Origin of the sequence: Nocardia sp. BMG51109, assembly GCF_000526215.1 — a bacterium.
Taxonomy (GTDB): Bacteria; Actinomycetota; Actinomycetes; order Mycobacteriales; family Mycobacteriaceae; genus Nocardia.
In genome coordinates, this window is record NZ_JAFQ01000004.1 from 5,034,929 (window position 1) to 5,051,460 (window position 16,532).

Annotated in this window: 15 protein-coding genes; 10 read left to right on the top strand and 5 right to left on the bottom strand. The window is 69.9% G+C overall.

From position 1 onward, the window contains the following. Positions 1-74: 74 nt before the first annotated feature. From D892_RS0124165 to D892_RS0124175, 3 genes are all read left to right on the top strand, one after another. Positions 75-1,469, top strand: a complete 1,395-nt coding sequence (locus tag D892_RS0124165) for a sigma 54-interacting transcriptional regulator (RefSeq protein WP_198036981.1) — start codon at positions 75-77, stop codon at positions 1,467-1,469. Positions 1,470-1,581: 112 nt separating this feature from the next. Next, the gene (locus tag D892_RS0124170; RefSeq protein ID WP_024803699.1) at positions 1,582-3,534 is read left to right on the top strand and encodes a VWA domain-containing protein; all 1,953 of its coding nucleotides are present in this window, start codon (positions 1,582-1,584) and stop codon (positions 3,532-3,534) included. A gap of 17 nt (positions 3,535-3,551) precedes the next feature. Next, positions 3,552-4,424 carry a TIGR03854 family LLM class F420-dependent oxidoreductase gene (locus D892_RS0124175; protein ID WP_024803700.1) on the top strand — a complete coding sequence of 291 codons (873 nt, stop codon included), beginning with the start codon at positions 3,552-3,554 and terminating at the stop codon, positions 4,422-4,424. A gap of 130 nt (positions 4,425-4,554) precedes the next feature. Here D892_RS0124175 and D892_RS0124180 read toward each other — a convergent pair whose 3' ends face one another. Then, positions 4,555-5,490, bottom strand: coding sequence for a helix-turn-helix domain-containing protein (locus D892_RS0124180; RefSeq protein ID WP_232236154.1), 936 nt, complete (start codon positions 5,488-5,490; stop codon positions 4,555-4,557). 171 nt (positions 5,491-5,661) lie between these two features. On the opposite strand from D892_RS0124180, the gene D892_RS0124185 reads away from it, so the two are divergent. The 3 genes from D892_RS0124185 (at position 5,662) to D892_RS0124200 (ending at position 8,789) form a co-directional block, all read left to right on the top strand. Continuing rightward, a complete protein-coding gene (locus D892_RS0124185) occupies positions 5,662-5,955 on the top strand; it encodes a hypothetical protein (RefSeq protein ID WP_024803702.1) in 294 nt (97 codons plus the stop codon). 799 nt (positions 5,956-6,754) lie between these two features. Further along, positions 6,755-7,708: an NADP-dependent oxidoreductase gene (locus D892_RS0124195; protein ID WP_024803703.1), complete on the top strand. Its 954-nt coding sequence runs from the start codon at positions 6,755-6,757 to the stop codon at positions 7,706-7,708. Positions 7,709-7,916: 208 nt separating this feature from the next. Continuing rightward, entirely contained in the window at positions 7,917-8,789 is an 873-nt protein-coding gene (locus D892_RS0124200) for an LLM class F420-dependent oxidoreductase (RefSeq protein WP_024803704.1), read from the top strand. 422 nt (positions 8,790-9,211) lie between these two features. Here the strand turns inward: D892_RS0124200 and D892_RS0124205 are convergent, their stop codons facing one another. Then, entirely contained in the window at positions 9,212-9,502 is a 291-nt protein-coding gene (locus D892_RS0124205; RefSeq protein WP_024803705.1) for an excalibur calcium-binding domain-containing protein, read from the bottom strand. Between the two features lie 224 nt (positions 9,503-9,726). Here D892_RS0124205 and D892_RS0124210 point away from each other — a divergent pair, with 224 nt between their 5' ends. Then, complete coding sequence (locus D892_RS0124210; protein WP_024803706.1) at positions 9,727-9,987, top strand: hypothetical protein; 261 nt, start codon at positions 9,727-9,729, stop codon at positions 9,985-9,987. A gap of 247 nt (positions 9,988-10,234) precedes the next feature. Here the strand turns inward: D892_RS0124210 and D892_RS0124215 are convergent, their stop codons facing one another. After that, the gene (locus D892_RS0124215) at positions 10,235-11,290 is read right to left on the bottom strand and encodes a zinc-binding dehydrogenase (RefSeq protein ID WP_198036982.1); all 1,056 of its coding nucleotides are present in this window, start codon (positions 11,288-11,290) and stop codon (positions 10,235-10,237) included. Positions 11,291-11,374: 84 nt separating this feature from the next. On the opposite strand from D892_RS0124215, the gene D892_RS0124220 reads away from it, so the two are divergent. Further along, the gene (locus tag D892_RS0124220) at positions 11,375-12,190 is read left to right on the top strand and encodes a helix-turn-helix transcriptional regulator (RefSeq protein WP_024803708.1); all 816 of its coding nucleotides are present in this window, start codon (positions 11,375-11,377) and stop codon (positions 12,188-12,190) included. Positions 12,191-12,217: 27 nt separating this feature from the next. On the opposite strand, the gene D892_RS0124225 is transcribed toward D892_RS0124220, so the two are convergent. Both D892_RS0124225 and D892_RS0124230 read right to left on the bottom strand, forming a co-directional pair. Beyond that, positions 12,218-12,541, bottom strand: a complete 324-nt coding sequence (locus D892_RS0124225) for a hypothetical protein (protein ID WP_024803709.1) — start codon at positions 12,539-12,541, stop codon at positions 12,218-12,220. Between the two features lie 181 nt (positions 12,542-12,722). Next, complete coding sequence (locus D892_RS0124230) at positions 12,723-13,646, bottom strand: helix-turn-helix domain-containing protein (RefSeq protein ID WP_024803710.1); 924 nt, start codon at positions 13,644-13,646, stop codon at positions 12,723-12,725. A 99-nt stretch (positions 13,647-13,745) separates the two neighbouring features. On the opposite strand from D892_RS0124230, the gene cysD reads away from it, so the two are divergent. Both cysD and cysC read left to right on the top strand, forming a co-directional pair. Next, the gene (gene cysD / locus D892_RS0124235; RefSeq protein WP_024803711.1) at positions 13,746-14,651 is read left to right on the top strand and encodes a sulfate adenylyltransferase subunit CysD; all 906 of its coding nucleotides are present in this window, start codon (positions 13,746-13,748) and stop codon (positions 14,649-14,651) included. Continuing rightward, positions 14,651-16,513 (top strand): adenylyl-sulfate kinase, encoded by a 1,863-nt coding sequence (gene cysC / locus D892_RS0124240; RefSeq protein ID WP_024803712.1) that lies wholly within the window; start codon positions 14,651-14,653, stop codon positions 16,511-16,513. The genes cysD and cysC overlap by 1 nt, the downstream gene beginning before the upstream one ends. Positions 16,514-16,532: the final 19 nt, after the last annotated feature.

Below are 16,532 nucleotides of genomic sequence, written 5' to 3' on the forward strand. Positions count from 1 at the left end.
CAACCTGTTTTCCGGCATGTAACTGGAGTAACTCCACGTCGACCGGACCGCCGAATCGTCGTAGCGTCGATATCGTGACTGTTCCAGAACACCTGCCCAGCACCGCGGGCGAGCTGCGCGCCGCCGGCCACGAGCCGCGGGGCGTGAAGACCGAGATCCGCGAGAACCTGCTGGCGCTGCTGGGCTCCGGCGGCGATCCGTGGCCGGGCATCGTCGGCTACGACCGCACCGTCCTGCCGCAGCTCGAGCGGGCGCTGCTGGCCGGGCACGACGTCGTCCTGCTGGGCGAGCGCGGCCAGGGCAAGACCAGGTTGCTGCGCACGCTGGCCGGCCTGCTCGACGAGTGGACGCCCGTGATCGCGGGCCTCGAACTGGGCGAGCACCCGCTGGACCCGATCAGCCCGGCGGGCCGCCGGCTGGCCGGGGAGTACGGCGACGACCTGCCCGTCGCGTGGCGGCACCGCTCGGAGCGCTACGCGGAGAAGCTCGCCACCCCCGACACCTCGGTCGGCGACCTGGTCGGCGACGTCGATCCGGTGAAGGTGGCCGAGGGCCGCAGCCTGGGCGATCCGGAGACCATCCACTTCGGGCTGGTGCCGCGCTCGCACCGCGGCATCGTCGCGATCAACGAGCTACCCGACCTCGCCGAGCGCATCCAGGTCGCGCTGCTGAACGTGATGGAGGAGCGCGACATCCAGGTGCGCGGCTACACCCTGCGCCTGCCGCTGGACGTGCTGCTCGTCGCGACGGCCAATCCGGAGGACTACACCAACCGCGGCCGGATCATCACGCCGCTCAAGGACCGGTTCGGCGCGGAGATCCGCACGCACTATCCGCTCGGTATCGAGGCCGAGGTGGATCTGGTCCGCCAGGAGGCGGATCTGGTGGCGGAGGTGGGCGATCCGCTGATCGAGGTGCTCGCCCGGTTCGTGCGGCACCTGCGCGAGTCGGCCGCCATCGACCAGCGGTCCGGCGTGTCCGCGCGGTTCGCCGTCGCCGCTGCCGAGACGGTGGCGGCCGCCGCCCTGCGCCGCTCGGCGATCACGGGCGAGCGGCCCGCCGTCGCCCGCCCCGTCGATCTGGAGTCGGTGCCCGCGGTGCTGCGCGGCAAGCTGGAGTTCGAATCCGGCGAGGAGGGACGCGAGCAGGAACACCTCACCCATCTGCTGCGCCGCGCGTTCGCCGAGACGGCGCGCGACCGCCTGGGCGGACTGGACCTGCGCCCGCTGGCCGAGGCGGTCGGCGACGGCCGCATGGTCACCACGGGCGAGCGCGTGCCCGGCAGGGAGGTGCTCTCGGCGCTGCCCGAACTGCCGGTCCTGCACGAGGTCGCCGAACGGCTGGGGGCGGGCGCCGACGACTCGCCCGCCCGCATCGCCGCGGCCGTCGAGTTCGGCCTGGAGTCGTTGTACCTGGCCCGGCGGATCGCCAAGGATTCCGATGACGGCACGACGGTGTACGGGCAGTGAGTGTACGGGCAGTGACCGGAACTCCGCGAATGTCCGAACCCCTTGGCCCGGAGAGGGATTCGGACGACGGCCGGATGCGCGCGAAATCCGCCGCTGGTGTTGGTGAGGTGTCATGACGATCCCCGACCGTTATTCGTACGGCCCGTACCACGAGGGCCCCGACCCCCTGGCGCCCCCGCTGGACCTGCGGGAGGCCCTCGACCAGGTCGGCCGCGACGTGATGGAGGGCAGTTCGCCCCGCTCCGCGCTGGAGGAGCTGCTCCGGCGCGGCATGCGCGACACCAGCGGTCTGGACGAGCTGACCCGTCGGCTGTGGCAGCGCCGCTCGGAGATCTCCCGGCGGCACCGGCTGGACGGTTCGCTGCAGCAGATCCGCGACCTGCTCGACGAGGCGCTCGAGGCCGAGCGGCGCGCGCTGTTCCCCGATCCGTCCGACGACGCCCGGTTCGCCGAGGCGCGGCTGGACGCGCTGCCGTCGAGCACGGCCGCCGCGGTCACCGAGCTGTCCGAATACCCGTGGCGCTCGGAGACCGGCCGGGAGAACTACGAGAAGATCCGCGACCTGCTGGGCCGCGATCTCATGGAGTCCCGCTTCCAGGGCATGAAGCAGGCCCTGCGGAACACGTCGCCGGAGGATGTCGAGCGGATCCGGCGGATGATGTCGGACCTGAACGACCTGCTGGCGGCGCACGCGCGCGGGGACGACACCGAACAGCAGTTCGCCGAGTTCATGGCCGAGCACGGCGAGTTCTTCCCCGAAAACCCCCGCAACACCGAGGAATTGATCGACGCGCTGGCCGCCCGGTCCGCCGCCGCGCAGCGCATGATGAATTCGATGTCGGACGAGCAGCGCGCGGAACTGATGGAGCTGACCGGCCAGGCATTCGGCGATCCGCGGATCGCCGAACAGGTGTCGGCGCTGGACGCCAACCTGCGTGCGCTGCGCCCGGGCGAGGACTGGGAGTCGTCGCAGCGCTTCCGCGGCCAGGACCCGCTGGGCCTCGGCGAGGGCGCGCAGGCGCTGCAGGATCTCGCCGAATTGGATGCCCTCGCAGAGCAACTCGGCCAGTCCTACCCGGGCGCCCGGCTCGAGGACATCGACCTGGACGCGCTGGCCCGCCAGCTCGGCGAGGACGCCCGCGTGGACGCCGCCCGGCTGGCCGAACTGGAGCGTGAGCTGCGCCGCCAGGGGCTGTTCGAACGGGCGCCGGACGGCTCGCTCCGGTTGACGCCCAGGGCATTGCGCCGGCTCGGCGAGACGGCGCTGCGAGATGTGATCGGGCAGTTGCGATCCCGGCGCGGCGAGCGGGACACCGCCCTGGCCGGCGCGGCGGGCGAGCCGATCGGTTCCACGCGCCCCTGGCAATTCGGCGACACCGAACCCTGGGACGTGCCGCGCACCGTCCGCAACGCGGTGCTCCGGTCGGCGTCGACGGGCAGTCGCGGTGTCGCGCTGGACGTTTCGGACGTCGAGATCATGGAGACCGAGCAGCGGTCCCGCGCGGCCGTGGCGCTGTGCGTCGACACCTCGTGGTCGATGGTGCAGGACGGCCGCTGGGTGCCGATGAAGCGCACGGCGCTGGCCCTGCACCACCTGATCGCCACCCGATTCCGCTCCGACGCGCTGAGCCTGATCACCTTCGGCCGCCACGCCGAGACCGTGGAGATCGGCGAATTGACCGCGCTGGAAGCGGTCTGGGCGCAGGGCACCAACCTGCACCACGCGCTGCTGCTGGCCGCCCGGCACCTGCGCCGCCATCCCGACGCGGTGCCGGTCGTGCTCGTCGTCACCGACGGCGAGCCCACCGCGCACCTGGAGCCCGACGGCGAGGCGTACTTCAACTGGCCGCCGGAACCGCGCACGCTGGGCGTCACGATGGCCCAGGTCGACGCGCTCGCCAAGCTGGGCGCCTCGGTGACGGTATTCATGCTGGGCGAGGATCCGCGGCTGGCGTCGTTCGTCGACCTGGTGGCGCGGCGTAGCGGCGGCCGCGTGGTGGCGCCCGACCTGGACGGGCTCGGCGCCGCCGTCGTCCGCGACTACCTGCGCGGCCGGCGCGGATGAGCATCGGGAGTGTTGGGATGAAGGTTCGTTTCGGTGTCGGACTGGGCTCGAACAACGGGCCCGGCGAGTTCGCGGACGTCGTGGACCGGCTCGAGGCGGCGGGGATCGACTCGCTGTGGCTGTCGGAACTGGTGTACTCGGAGTCGGTCGATCCGGTGGTCGGCATGTCGTACGCGCTGTCGCGCACGACCCGGCTGAAGGTCGGCACCTCGGTGGCGATCCTGCCGGGCCGCCATCCGGTGCTGGTCGCCAAGCAACTCGCCTCGCTCGCCGCGCTGGCGCCCAAGCGGGTGCTGCCGGTGTTCGGGCTGCAACCCGCGCAGCCGACGGAGCGGGACCTGTTCCCGGTGCCGGAAGGTCAGCGCGGCAAGGTATTCGACGAATCGCTGCGGGTGCTGCGCGAGGTGCTGGAGGGCGGCGAGGCGTTCTCTGGGGAGTTCTTCACCGTCGAGGGTGTCCGGGTGCCTCCGGCCCGGCGGCTCGATATCTGGCTCGGCGGTGCCGCACCCGCCGCGTTCCGGCGGATCGGCCGTTTCGCCGACGGCTGGCTCGGCAGCTTCCTGACTCCCGGCGAGGCGAAACAGGGCCGGGAGGCGATCGAGGCGGCGGCCGCCGAGGCGGGCCGGGAGATCGAGGCCGACCACTTCGGCACCAGCCTGGTCCTCGCCGAGGGCGGCATCCCCGACGCGCTGGCCTCGGCCATCGGACGCCGCAGGCCCGGCGTCGACCTGGGCGATCTGATCGCGGGCAGCTGGCCGCAGCTGCATCGCCTGATCGACGGTTACCTGGAAGCCGGACTCACCAAGTTCGTCGTGGGATCCGTGGGGCCGCAGCCGATCGACGAGTTCATCGACCGGTTCGCCACCGAACTGCTGCCGCGCCAGAACTGATCGCGGGTCATTCCGGGCCGCCGGAAACGTGGACCGGTGCTCTCGTCGTAGTGGTGCAGCACCCGGATCGAGACGCCGGTCATCTCCGCCACCGTGCCGACGGTGTATTCGGTAGTCGAGCTTTACACCCCTAGCCGGGTACCGACATCTCCGGGTCGATCCTGTCGAGCATGATGCCCAGCCATTCGGCTCGCCGGAACTCCGACGGCAGAGCAGCGACCCCCGCTGTGGCTTCCCGTACGGCTTCGGCCTGCCTCCCGAGCAGTGCCAGCACTACGCCGCGTTGCACGCCCCAGAAACCGTCGACGTACCAGTACCCGTCAGCCGGGGGCTCGATACCGTCGAGTGCTTCCGCTGCCCTGTCGGCCCTGTGGAGCGCTCGGTACGCCCGGGTGTGGTCTCGGCTCGCCGCGAGTAGTTCGGCTCGCTGATAGATGTCGTAGGCGTGCAATGAGGGGTGTGCGCGTGGTACCTGTATCGCTGCCTCATTGACGTCCAGCGCACCACCTATATCACCCTGATGCCAGGCGTTGTAGGCGCGGAAGCTCAGAGCGTGCGCGTACAGGGTGCCGTCGGCGTCTTCAGCGAGTCTCGCAGCGTCGGACAACACTTTGTCGGCGGTCGTATAGCGTCCTGCCACGTGTTCGAGCCAACCTCGATAGGTGGCAACCTCCGCAGCGAGAGATGAGCCTCCTGCAGGAGCCAAAGCCCTTGCGACACTGTCAAATCCGCGAATGGCTGGAGTGACGAGCGCGGCCCCCACGCGGTCCTCGAGACGTCTGGTCCGCTCGAGAACAACCGAGATGTCTTCCAGCGCTGAGCTTCCAGCTGACGACGGATCGGCCACCGTGGCAACCAGCCTGTCCACATCCAACGCCGAATCGTTGCCGAGTACTCGGCGGTATGCGTCAACCACACCCGGAGAGACGGGCCGCTTGCCGCTCTCGATTTCGGATATGTACGCCGGTGAATAGTGGATCTTTCCCGACATCTGACGCAGGCCGATGCCTGCCACCATGCGCAGCTCACGCAGTAGTTGTCCGGTCACTTCGTGTTTGGCGAACACTACCGAACACTATCGCGCTTCCGTCTCCTATGGGTCACGACCAGGGTAGTTGGTGGCTCCGCTGTGGAGTCGATACCGGCCGCCCCAACCCTGCGACCAACCGCGCGCCGGGGTCCTCCACAGCGGATGCCATCCAGCACCCGAGCCAGCCCCACAGGAAGGTCAGGCGCGATGGGATTCCGGCCGACTGCGCTCGGATGGATAGACACGAGCGTCAGCACATCACCTGTGTGGGATCGAGCCCAGGTACAGCGGCTTGCCAAGCACCTCGGCTTCTTCGTGCTGTGGGAGGAGCCATCGCTGGTGCCTCTCGCCGATCACGTGCGCGATTCCGATGTGGACGCGCTGATCGTTCCGTCACCCGAGCACCTGGACCCGCTCACGCTGAACGCTGTCCTGCATGTTGCGGATATCGAAACTGTCTGTCCGAGAATGAGTTTCGCCCGTTGGAGGGTGAACGTATGACCGTCCTGTGGGTCCTCGCGGTAGCCATCCCGCTCGTAATCCTGCTGTGGGCCGTCCTGTGGCCGAACCGACGATGATGTCGATACGAAAGGTCTGCCATGTCGTCTCTCCCGAACGGTAACCATGCATTCTCTCCGCACAAGCGCCGGATATTCGAGACAATGGACGACGGCCGGGCGCATACGGCTGACAAATTGCAGAGAAGACTGGATATCGGCCACGTGGGATCTGTTACACGAACCCTGTATTGGATGGTGAGATGCGGCTTCGCTGTCGGACGTGGCGAGTTCTATAAGCTCACGCTCAAAGGACGTACGGCCGCCCGAAACCTCGACGACGGCTACGATTACGTGCCGGGGTGATCAGAGATCGCGAGTGCGATAGTTGTCCCAGCCGGACGAAAATCCCTGCGTGCGAAGATGTTACGGTCGGAACCGGCTCGTTCACCGGTCTCTCCTCTTCGGTTGCTGGATGGCCTTCCGCAATTCCTCAGGCTGCTGCGCGAGGACGCGCCGGACCTCGTCGGCTCCGGCGAGTTCGGTTTGAGCGTCGGGTTGCGCCAGGGCCGAGTGCGGTCTCTCGGCGAGGTTCCCATCGGAAACTCATGACGGGTCGTCAGGTTCTGCACGAATTTCCGATGGGCGGTCGGTCATCGTGATGGGTGCCCCAGTTCGCGGGCAGGGAGCTTGTCGGAGAGGAGGCTCATACTGCGGGTGCCGCGTACGGTCCCGGATCCCGGGAACAGTGCCGCATGGGCCGGGGTTGCCCGAGTGGGGGCTGGTGACGGATGGGAGTGGTGATGCTGGCTGTCGGATTCGAGGAACCGGGCGGGCCCGAGGTGTTGCGGGGCGTCGAGGTGCCGGAACCGCATGCGGGGGCCGGTGAGGTGCGGATCAGGGTCGAGGCCGCGACGGTGAATCCGTCGGATGTGGTGACTCGGTCGGGGCAGGCGCACGATCGGTATCGGGATGTCGAACCGCCGTATGTGCCGGGGTGGGATGCGGCCGGTGTGATCGACGAGACCGGGCCGGGTTCGAGCTGGCGGGTCGGCGACCGGGTCGTCGCCGTCACCAAGCCGGTCCTCGAGGGTGGCGGGGCCTACGCGGAACGGATTGTCGTCTCCGATGATTCGGTTGCTCCGATTCCCGAGGGCGCGGATATGGTTGCGGCCGCGACGCTTCCGATGAACGGTCTGACGGCCCGCATCGCTCTGGACGCGATCGGGTCCGCGCGGACCGTCGCGGTGACCGGTGCCGCGGGTGCGGTGGGCGGTTATGTCGTCCAGCTGGCAAAGCATGCCGGGCTCACGGTGCTCGCCGATGCCTCGGCGGCCGACCGGCAGCTGGTGGAAGATCTCGGTGCCGATATCGTCGTCGAGCGCGGAAGTGATGTGGCACGGCGTATTCGCGAACACTTCCCGTCGGGCGTCGATGCGGTGATCGACGGTGCGCTGCTGGGCGCGGCCGTGCTGCCCGCCGTCCGCGACAACGGCTCCTACGTCGCGCTGCGCCCGCCCGTGCTGACCGGTGGTGTCGAATCCGAACGTGGTATCGACCTCGACTACGTCATGGTCACGGACCACGTGCGTGATTCCGCGGCACTGCGCGAGCTGAGCCGGCTTGCGGGAGAAGGCGTTCTGACGTTGCGGGTGGCCCGCACCTTTCCTGCCGAACAGGCCGCCGAGGCGCACCGCCTGCTCGAGGCCGGTGGAGTGCGGGGGCGGCTGGTGCTGGTGTTCCGGCACCCTAGGTAGGCGGTCTGCGGCGACTGGCAGCGCGGTGCCGACCGTCCGAGCCGGTCCGGCACACCGAGTGCGGGCCGGGGTCGTACTCCGCCTGTTCGGGCCCCGGCTCGTGTTCGCTGTCAGCTGATCCCGATGCGTCGGAGAGCTATTGACCTGGAGCGAACTCCAAGTCGTAGCGTTCCTGGTGAAGTTGTCGACACAGCAGCGGGAGTCCTTGATGGAACTCGGTTTTCACGTACCGGTCTTCGATATCGACGGTGGCACCACGGCCATCGCCGGCGAGCTGGCCCGGGTCGGCGCCGCGGCGGAAGCGTCCGGCGCGACCTGGCTGTCGTTCATGGATCACTACTTCCAGATCGAGCCGACCGGGCTTCCGGCGGAGTCGAACATGCTGGAGGGCTACACCACGCTCGGCTATCTGGCCGCGCACACATCGAGCATCGACCTCAGCCTGCTGGTGACCGGCGTGACCTACCGGCATCCGGGGTTGCTCGCCAAGATCGTCACCACCCTGGACGTGCTGTCCGGGGGCCGGGCCGTGCTGGGCCTCGGCGCGGCCTGGTTCGAGCGCGAGCACCGCGGGCTGGGTGTGCCGTTCCCGCCGACCGGCGAGCGGTTCGACCGGTTGGAGGAGACGCTGCGCATCTGCGCGCAGATGTGGGATCCGGCCGACAACGGGCCGTTCGACGGCAAGTACTACCAGCTGGCCGAGACGCTCTGCTCGCCGCAGCCGATCCGCCGCCCCAAGGTGCTGATCGGCGGTGGCGGCGAGCGCCGGACGCTGCGGCTGGTCGCGCAGTACGGCGACGCCTGCAACCTGTTCGGCACCTCGCCCGAGGACGTGCGGCACAAGCTCGAGGTCCTGCGGCGGCACTGTGACGAGGTGGGGCGCGACTACGGCGAGATCCGCAAGACGATCACCGCCAACAACCCGCGGCCGAGCCCGGAGACCCGCGACGAGTTCGTCCGGAGCATGGCCGACTACGCCGCCCTCGGCGTCGACGCCGTGATGATCATCCCGACGACCGGCTCCCCGGCCGCGTGGATCGATGCCATGGCCCCGGCCGTCCCGCAGCTCGCCGACCTCTGACCTTATATCGGAACCATGATCTGGAAGAACCAGGCCCCTCCGCTGGTACCCCCCTCGCATCCCCTCACGATGGGAACGTTGTCCTGGGCATGGTCGTCCAGGCTCTGCTGACAGTCTTCTCGCGTGTCGTACGGTCCCACGTTGCAGATGCCGCGAAAGCAGAGTGGGTTGGATGTCCGGGTGAACGGGGCAGCGGCATCAGCGGGGAGAACAGTTGCGGCAGCGGGGAGAGCAGTTGCGGCCATAGCCGCTCCCGCCAGTGCAATCGTGGCCGCGGTGAACGTGGCAATTCTCGTTATTCGCATGCCCGCAACGTATTTGGCTGACAGCAACACTGATAGAAGGTTTTTGACCGGGACTCGGCCAGAGCGGTGGCGTGCCGCGGGACTGACCCCTCGCATCGGAGCGGTGCCGGTTTCGCCTTATTCGCAGGCGATTCCATCGTCGTCCCGATCGAGGTGCGGGGCGTAGCCCGGCTGGCCGCGATACAGCGGGGCCTTGCCCGCCTGCCGAACCTCGTCGCAGTTCTTGTAGTACGCCGACTGCGGGGGTCCTGGCGGACCGGCGGGCGGCGGGCAGAACTGCGCCGAACCGGAATTGCACAGCAGGTCGGTGAGCGGGTCGGCGGACGCCGCGGGCGCGGTGAGCGCGAGCACGAATGCGGCGCCCAGCAGGCCGGCGCCGAGATTTCTCCGGAGATGCGAATCGGTCATCACGACATTCCTCGTCGGTGTATTTCTCAGTCACCCGGCGAGCCCGGGTGCGGCTACCCCCGACCGGTCGTCGCGAGAGCAACGTAACAGCGAATCCGGGTCGAAACGAGCCGTTGTGCCGAACGGCAGACCTTCGTCGCCCTCGTTGTGACAAAGGTCCTTATCGAAAGGGATGCGGCCGCGATCTGTGGTTTCTCTCGATTTCCGGTGGGCATCCGCCGGACATGAACCCCGATACGCAACCGCAGTCAGTTGTCACCGAGTCGGATCTGCGTCAGTTGCTCCAGGTCGGTGGCCCCGGCAGTCGGCTCGTGCTGCGGGAGGGCCGGATCGGACTCGACTCCGGCGCCGAGGACGGCACGGGTGGCATGCCCCTGATCACCCGGGGCGAACTCATCGAACATGTCGGTGCCGAGCCCGAGCTGTCCGAACTGACCGCCGAGGCCGAAACGGTGAACACCAAGATCCGCATGCTGGGAGCCTGACTCGCCGGCGCCGGCGGACGGAAGCGGCTCATGTGCACCCGTCCACCGGCGCCGGTCGTATCCGAGCCGGTGCCCGGCAGGCCCTACGGCAACCACCGGACACCATGGGGTATTCGAAGCGGGCCACGATCCGGCTGGGTTCTGCCACGCCTGGAACGTCCACGCCCGGCACGGCTTTACTCTCCCCGCCCACCGAGCGGCCCGACTCGTCGGCACCGGCGCGATGTAATGCTGTGGGAGGCGGCGATCAGGGGAGGAGGACGACTATATCCAGCGCGTGGGAGGCGGCGGCCGCGGTGAGAGCGGCGGCGGGGTCGTCCAGTCCGACGGTGCGTACCCGGAGGTGCGACAGGTCGATGACGCCGCCGCGGACCATCGACCACAGTTCGAGAAGGGTTGTGTCGCGGCACATCCAGGAGCCGCGCAGGGTCAGCCGCCGGTGCATGAAGTCGCCGTAGGGGATCGGAAGGTCTTGTCGCACACCGCCGACGAGGACCCAGCTGCCGTCCGGTCGGATCGCGTCGTAGCCGGCCATCGTCGGATCCGCGCTCGGAACGGCGCCGAGCGTGTCGACCACGGCGTCGACGGGTCCGGCGGCCGCCGCGATCGCCCGTCCGTCCACGCCGCGGTCACCGGTCAGCGGCACGGGCGTTACGCGCGGATCGATGCCCGCGAGCGAGTCGAGCGACGCGCGGTTGCGACCGACCGCGACGACGGCGGCGGCGCCCCGGGCGAGCGCGACGAGGACTGCCGCCGCACCGAGTTGCCCGGTCGCGCCGACCACCGCGACGACCTGCCCCGCGCGCACGCCGGCCCGGTCGATCGCCTCTGCCGCGATGCCGAGCCAGGGCAGGAACGCCAGCCGTTCGACGGGGTAGCCGTCCGCACCGGGCAGGGCGACGAGGGTCCGCTCGGGTTGCAGCGCCCGCTCGGCGTACAGGCCGTCGCGCCAGACGTCGCGCATCCGGTCGGTGGTGGGAGTCGGGCGGCCGTCCCCGCCGAGCCCGGTCCAGCCCAGCAGCGCCTCCTCCGGCTCGGCCACGCGACCCGACCGGAACAGCGCGGTGGCGACCACGACATCGCCCTGCCGCACGCCGAACACGTCGTCGGCGGTCGCCGTGACCCGCCCGATCCCGGTGGGACCGAGCACAATCGGCGTCGGGAACCCGCCGCGCCCGCCCGACACCACGGCATCGGTGTACGAGGGCACCTGCGCGGCCAGGACGTCGAGCGTCGCACCGCCGCCGCGCAGCCGCGGATCGGGCACTTCGGCCAGGTGCAGCCCGCTGTCGGGGGTAATCATCTGCCATGCCTTCATGCCGGCCAGTCCACTCGCACCCCGGGGTGGTATCCAGAGCTGTGTGATCGTGGAACCGGGAGTGCCAGGATGAGCGCCGAGCGGGACGCGGGGCTCGCGCGGCGGCGCGAGTTGGGTGCGTTCTTGCGGGCGCGGCGGGAGCGGACCGGTCCGGGGGAGGTGGGGCTGCCCGGTTCGGACCGGCGGCGGACGCCCGGGCTGCGACGGGAGGAGCTTGCGGTGCTGGCGGGTGTGAGCACCACCTGGTATGCGTACCTGGAGCAGGGGCGCGATGTGCATCCGTCCGATCAGGTTCTCGCGGCGATCGCGAATGCGTTGCGGCTCGATGCCGATGAGCGCGCCCATCTGCGCGCGCTCGCGGGCGCCGGTGGCGAGCGAGCCACCGATTCGTCGTCCGCCGGTTCCGCCGCCGAGGTCGTGTCCGCCGAGATCGCCGCGGTGCCCGAACTTCTCGATCCCGCCCCGGCCTACATCACCGGAGTGACCACCGACGTCCTCGCATGGAACGCCGCGGCCGCCGAACTGTTTCCGGGGCTCGTCCGCTCCGCCGCCGGCTCGCCGAACCTGGCGCGCTGGGTATTTCTCGATCCGGAGGCCCGGCGGGTGCTGGTCGACTGGGAGGCGGTGGCGCAGTCGGTGCTGGCCCGGCTCCGGGCGAACGCGGGACGGCATCCGGGGGACGATCGGTTCGCGCGGCTGGCCGGGCAACTGCGCGCGGGTAGCGCCGAGGCGGAGGCGTGGTGGCCGCGGTACGACATCGCCACGAATCGCGCCGGCAGCAAGCAGATCCGCCATCCCTCCCGCGGCGTGCTGACCCTGACCCACGCGGCCTTCACCGTGGCCGATGCCCCCGAGCAGGTTCTCGTCGTCTACGCGACACCGTGAACTCGGCCCCGCATCGGCGGGCTCGGTTCAGTCGAGCTGGGAGAGCCGGTTCCGAATCTGGTGGTCGGCGGCCGGCCGCTTCCGGCGGTCGTGGTGTGGCCGGGGCTTCGGCGGGGGTGCGGAGGCGCCAGGGCCGCGCTTCCCGGCGGGCTCCGCGTCGCGTGCACGGTTGCCGGGGCCGTGCGCACGCCGGATCAGGTCCATGAGCCCGTCGATCGCGGCGATCGCGGATCCACCGTCGGTGTAGGCGAGCCCGGGAAACTGGTCGGAGATCGCTTCGAACGCACTGTCGGAAGCCGACCACCTCACGTGCACCGCGGAGAGTGATATGCCGAAGTTGTCGTCGCCCATGACAGTTCCCGTCGAAGTACTGGCAAATCTCGGATGCACCGTGTAGTTCACTTGTGCGTATGCACCCGCGTCCTCCACTGTGCGCCGGATGCCTCCCGGTCGGATGCGGCCGTTGGTCCCGAATCCGGCATCTATCCAGTACCGGCGACACCGGCGCCCGCCGAATCGCCGGCTTCGAAACCTACTGGTCCGGTTCAGTGCTGTTCATCGGTGCGAGGCCGCCGGCGGTGATGCGGAGGTCGGTGCCGAGGCGGGACAGGGCCGCCGCCGACAGGCGGGTGTCGGGGCAGGCGACCAGGGCGGCGGCGACGGTGTCGCCCTGGAAGATCGGCGCGGCCACGGTGACCACGGCGTTCTCCTCGCCCAGCTCGTCGGGCAGGTAGTCGATCGTGATCAGGTCGGTGATCATGGCGGCGAGGCGGTTGCGGAGCGGGTCGGTGACGGGAGAGTTGCGCAGGGCAGCAAGGGCTTCCACCATCGGGGCGGAGTCGTCGGTGAGGCGTTCGACCGAGTAGCCGCGGGTGCGGACCTCGGCGAGGACCACGGCCAGCCGCTCGCGATGGGCCGGGTCTGCCCGGTCGATCCAGTCCTCGCGCTCGGAACCCGATGCCCAGGCGATGAATTCGCGGGCCACCGGCGGCGCCAGCGGCAGCCGGCGCCCCTGCCGGATCCAGGGCACCGAGGGGGTGCCGACGACCTCGGTGATGAGGATGGACCCGCTGTCGCGCTCGGCGAGAAATATCGGAACGCCGTTGCGGGCGGACAGTTCTCGCATCGGAGCCAGCGCCAGCCGCCGCAGCGGGAAGGCCGGCTCCGCGCGCCGGGCCACGGTGAGCAGCCCGAGGCCCAGTCCGTAGTTGCCGTCGGCGTCGCGCACGGTCCAGCCGTCGGCGGTGAGCTGGGCGAGGACGGCGTGCGCGGTGGCCCGGGACAAGCCGGTGTCGCGCACGATGCGCGCCAGCGGCAGGTGGTCGGCCGGGCGGCGGGACAGCAGCTCGACGACCTGGACGACGCGATGGGTGGGCGGCGACGCGGCGGCCGCCGCGCCGTTTTCTGAAACAGGTTCTTGACCGCGGTCCCCGGTCCGCCCTATCTTCGATGTCACAATATCGAACGATAGCGTCGAATATTCGACACCTCAAGCGCGCCGGCGACAGACCCGCCGGCCGCCGGTGGCGGTTCGGTGCGGTGAGCGAGCTGAGCGATGCGGACGGGATACGAGCTGTCGCATCTGGCGGCCCTCGAGGCCGAGTCGGTGCACATCTTCCGGGAGGTCGCGGCCACCTTCGAGCGTCCGGTGCTGCTGTTCTCCGGCGGCAAGGACTCGGCGGTGCTGCTGGAGCTGGCGCGCAAGGCGTTCTGGCCCGCGCCGCTACCGTTCCCGCTGCTGCACGTCGACACGGGGCACAACTTCGACGAGGTGATCGAGTTCCGGGACCGGACCGCGGCGCGGACCGGGGCCCGGCTGCTGGTGGCGCGGGTGCAGGACGATATCGATGCCGGTCGGGTGACCGAGCGGCCGGGGGAGAGCCGCAACCGGCTCCAGACTCCGACGCTGCTGCGCGGCATCGGCGAGCATCGCTTCGACGCGGTGTTCGGCGGCGCCCGGCGCGACGAGGAGAAGGCGCGGGCCAAGGAGCGGGTGTTCAGCTTCCGCGACGAGTTCGGCGCCTGGGAACCGCGGGCGCAGCGGCCGGAGATCTGGAACCTGTACAACGGCAGACATCGTGCGGGCGAGCACATCCGGGTGTTCCCGCTGTCGAACTGGACCGAGCTGGACATCTGGGAGTACATCGAGCGGGAGGCCGTGGAACTGCCGTCGCTGTACTACTCGCATCGCCGCACGGTGCTGCGGCGCGACGGAATGTTGCTGGCCGCCAACCGGTTCCTGGAACCCCGCGACGGCGAGCGGACGTTCGAGGCGACCGTGCGCTTCCGCACCGTCGGCGACGCCACCTGCACGGGCTGCGTCGAGAGCGCGGCCGCCGACCCGTCCGCGGTGATCGCCGAGACGGCCGCCACCCGGCTGACCGAGCGAGGTGCGACGCGCGCCGACGACCGAATCTCCGAGTCGGGCATGGAAGACCGCAAGCGAGAGGGCTACTTCTGATGAGCCGCAACATCTTACGGCTGGCGACGGCCGGCAGCGTCGACGACGGCAAGTCCACGCTGATCGGCCGCCTGCTGTTCGACTCCAAGAGCCTGTTCGCCGATCAGCTGGCCGCCATCGAACGATTCAGCGTGCAACGGGGCGACGCCGCGACGGATCTGGCGCTGGTGACCGACGGGCTGCGCGCGGAGCGCGAGCAGGGCATCACGATCGACGTGGCCTACCGCTACTTCGCCACGCCGCGCCGGAAGTTCATCATCGCCGACACCCCGGGGCACGTGCAGTACACCCGGAACATGGTGACCGGCGCCTCCACCGCGGATCTGGCGCTGATCCTGGTGGACGCGCGCAAGGGCGTGGTCGAGCAGACCCGGCGGCACGCCTTTCTCGCCGCGCTGCTCGGGGTTCCGCACCTGGTGGTGTGCGTGAACAAGATGGACCTGGTGGACTGGTCCGAACGGCGATTCGACGAGATCCGTTCGGAGTTCGCCGATTTCGCCGCCAAGCTCACCGTCGGCGACCTGAGCTTCGTCCCCGTCTCGGCGCTGCACGGCGACAATGTCGTGGATCTGTCGCCGCAGACGCCGTGGTTCTCCGGACGGCCGCTGCTGCGCCACCTCGAGGACGTGCACATCGCCTCCGACCGCAACCTGATCGATGCCCGGCTGCCGGTGCAGTACGTGATCCGGCCGCGAGGTACGGCGGGCGCCCCGGCCGATACCGGGCACCGTAGTTACGCAGGCACCGTCGCGGGCGGCATCTTCAGGCCGGGCGACGAGGTGGTCGTGCTGCCGGCGGGCCGCACCACCCGCGTCGATCGCCTCTGGGGCCCGGGCGGCACCAAGGTCGACGAGGCGTTCACCGGCATGGCCGTCTCGCTGACCCTCGAAGACGATATCGACCTCGGCCGCGGAGATATGCTGGCGCGCCCGGGAAATCGCCCGCACCTCGATCGCGACCTCGACGCCATGGTGTGCTGGTTCGACGACGATGCGGTGCTGCGGGCCGGCGACGAGTACGAACTGCGCACGGCCGCCCAGACCAGCCGGGTTCGGCTGTCCGGCCTGGACTACCGCCTCGATGTGAACACCCTGCACCGGGTCGTGGACGCGGAGAGCTTGGCGCTCAACGACATCGCGCGGGTATCGCTGCGCAGCCACCGGCCGCTGATGTTCGATCCGTACCGGGACAACCGCCGCACCGGCAGCTTCATCCTCGTCGACCCGGCGACCAACCGGACGGTCGCGGCGGGCATGATCCTCGCCCGCGACACCGGGCCCCGCACGGCCGGAGCCGCCGTCGTGTGGCAGCGCTCGGCGGTTGCTCGCGCGGACCGGCCGCATGCCGGTGCGACGGTCTGGCTGACCGGACTGTCCGGCTCCGGAAAGTCCACGATCGCCGTGGAACTGGAACGCCAGCTGGTGGCGGAGGGTCGTCCCGCCTACGTGCTGGACGGCGACAATCTGCGGCACGGCCTGAACGCCGATCTGGGTTTCGGCGCCGACGACCGCCGCGAGAACATCCGCCGCGTCACCGAGGTCGCCGCGTTGTTCGCCGATGCCGGGGCGACCGCGATCGTCTCGGTCATCAGCCCTTTCGAGGCGCAGCGAGCCCACGCGCGGGCAGTGCACGGCGACCGCGAGCTGCCGTTCCACGAGGTCTTCGTCGACACCCCGCTGGAGCTGTGCGAGCAGCGCGACCCGAAGGGCCTCTACGCCCGGGCCCGCGCGGGTGAACTGCGCGAGTTCACCGGAATCGACTCACCGTACGAGCGGCCCGAACACGCCGATCTGGTCGTCACGCCCGAACACGGCACACCGGCCGAGGTCGTCGCGCTCATCCGGAGCGCGCTGCGACTGTGACTGTGCCGCACCACTTTTC

Excerpts from the sequence above, each read along its gene's own strand:
- D892_RS0124170 (WP_024803699.1), top strand. The coding sequence starts at position 1,582 with ATGACGATCCCCGACCGTTATTCGTACGGCCCGTACCACGAGGGCCCC.
- D892_RS0124225 (WP_024803709.1), bottom strand. The coding sequence starts at position 12,541 with ATGGGCGACGACAACTTCGGCATATCACTCTCCGCGGTGCACGTGAGG.
- D892_RS0124195 (WP_024803703.1), top strand. The coding sequence starts at position 6,755 with ATGCTGGCTGTCGGATTCGAGGAACCGGGCGGGCCCGAGGTGTTGCGG.
- cysC (WP_024803712.1), top strand. The coding sequence starts at position 14,651 with ATGAGCCGCAACATCTTACGGCTGGCGACGGCCGGCAGCGTCGACGAC.
- D892_RS0124210 (WP_024803706.1), top strand. The coding sequence starts at position 9,727 with ATGAACCCCGATACGCAACCGCAGTCAGTTGTCACCGAGTCGGATCTG.
- D892_RS0124175 (WP_024803700.1), top strand. The coding sequence starts at position 3,552 with ATGAAGGTTCGTTTCGGTGTCGGACTGGGCTCGAACAACGGGCCCGGC.
- D892_RS0124185 (WP_024803702.1), top strand. The coding sequence starts at position 5,662 with ATGGGATTCCGGCCGACTGCGCTCGGATGGATAGACACGAGCGTCAGC.
- D892_RS0124215 (WP_198036982.1), bottom strand. The coding sequence starts at position 11,290 with ATGATTACCCCCGACAGCGGGCTGCACCTGGCCGAAGTGCCCGATCCG.
- cysD (WP_024803711.1), top strand. The coding sequence starts at position 13,746 with ATGCGGACGGGATACGAGCTGTCGCATCTGGCGGCCCTCGAGGCCGAG.
- D892_RS0124205 (WP_024803705.1), bottom strand. The coding sequence starts at position 9,502 with ATGACCGATTCGCATCTCCGGAGAAATCTCGGCGCCGGCCTGCTGGGC.
- D892_RS0124200 (WP_024803704.1), top strand. The coding sequence starts at position 7,917 with ATGGAACTCGGTTTTCACGTACCGGTCTTCGATATCGACGGTGGCACC.
- D892_RS0124220 (WP_024803708.1), top strand. The coding sequence starts at position 11,375 with ATGAGCGCCGAGCGGGACGCGGGGCTCGCGCGGCGGCGCGAGTTGGGT.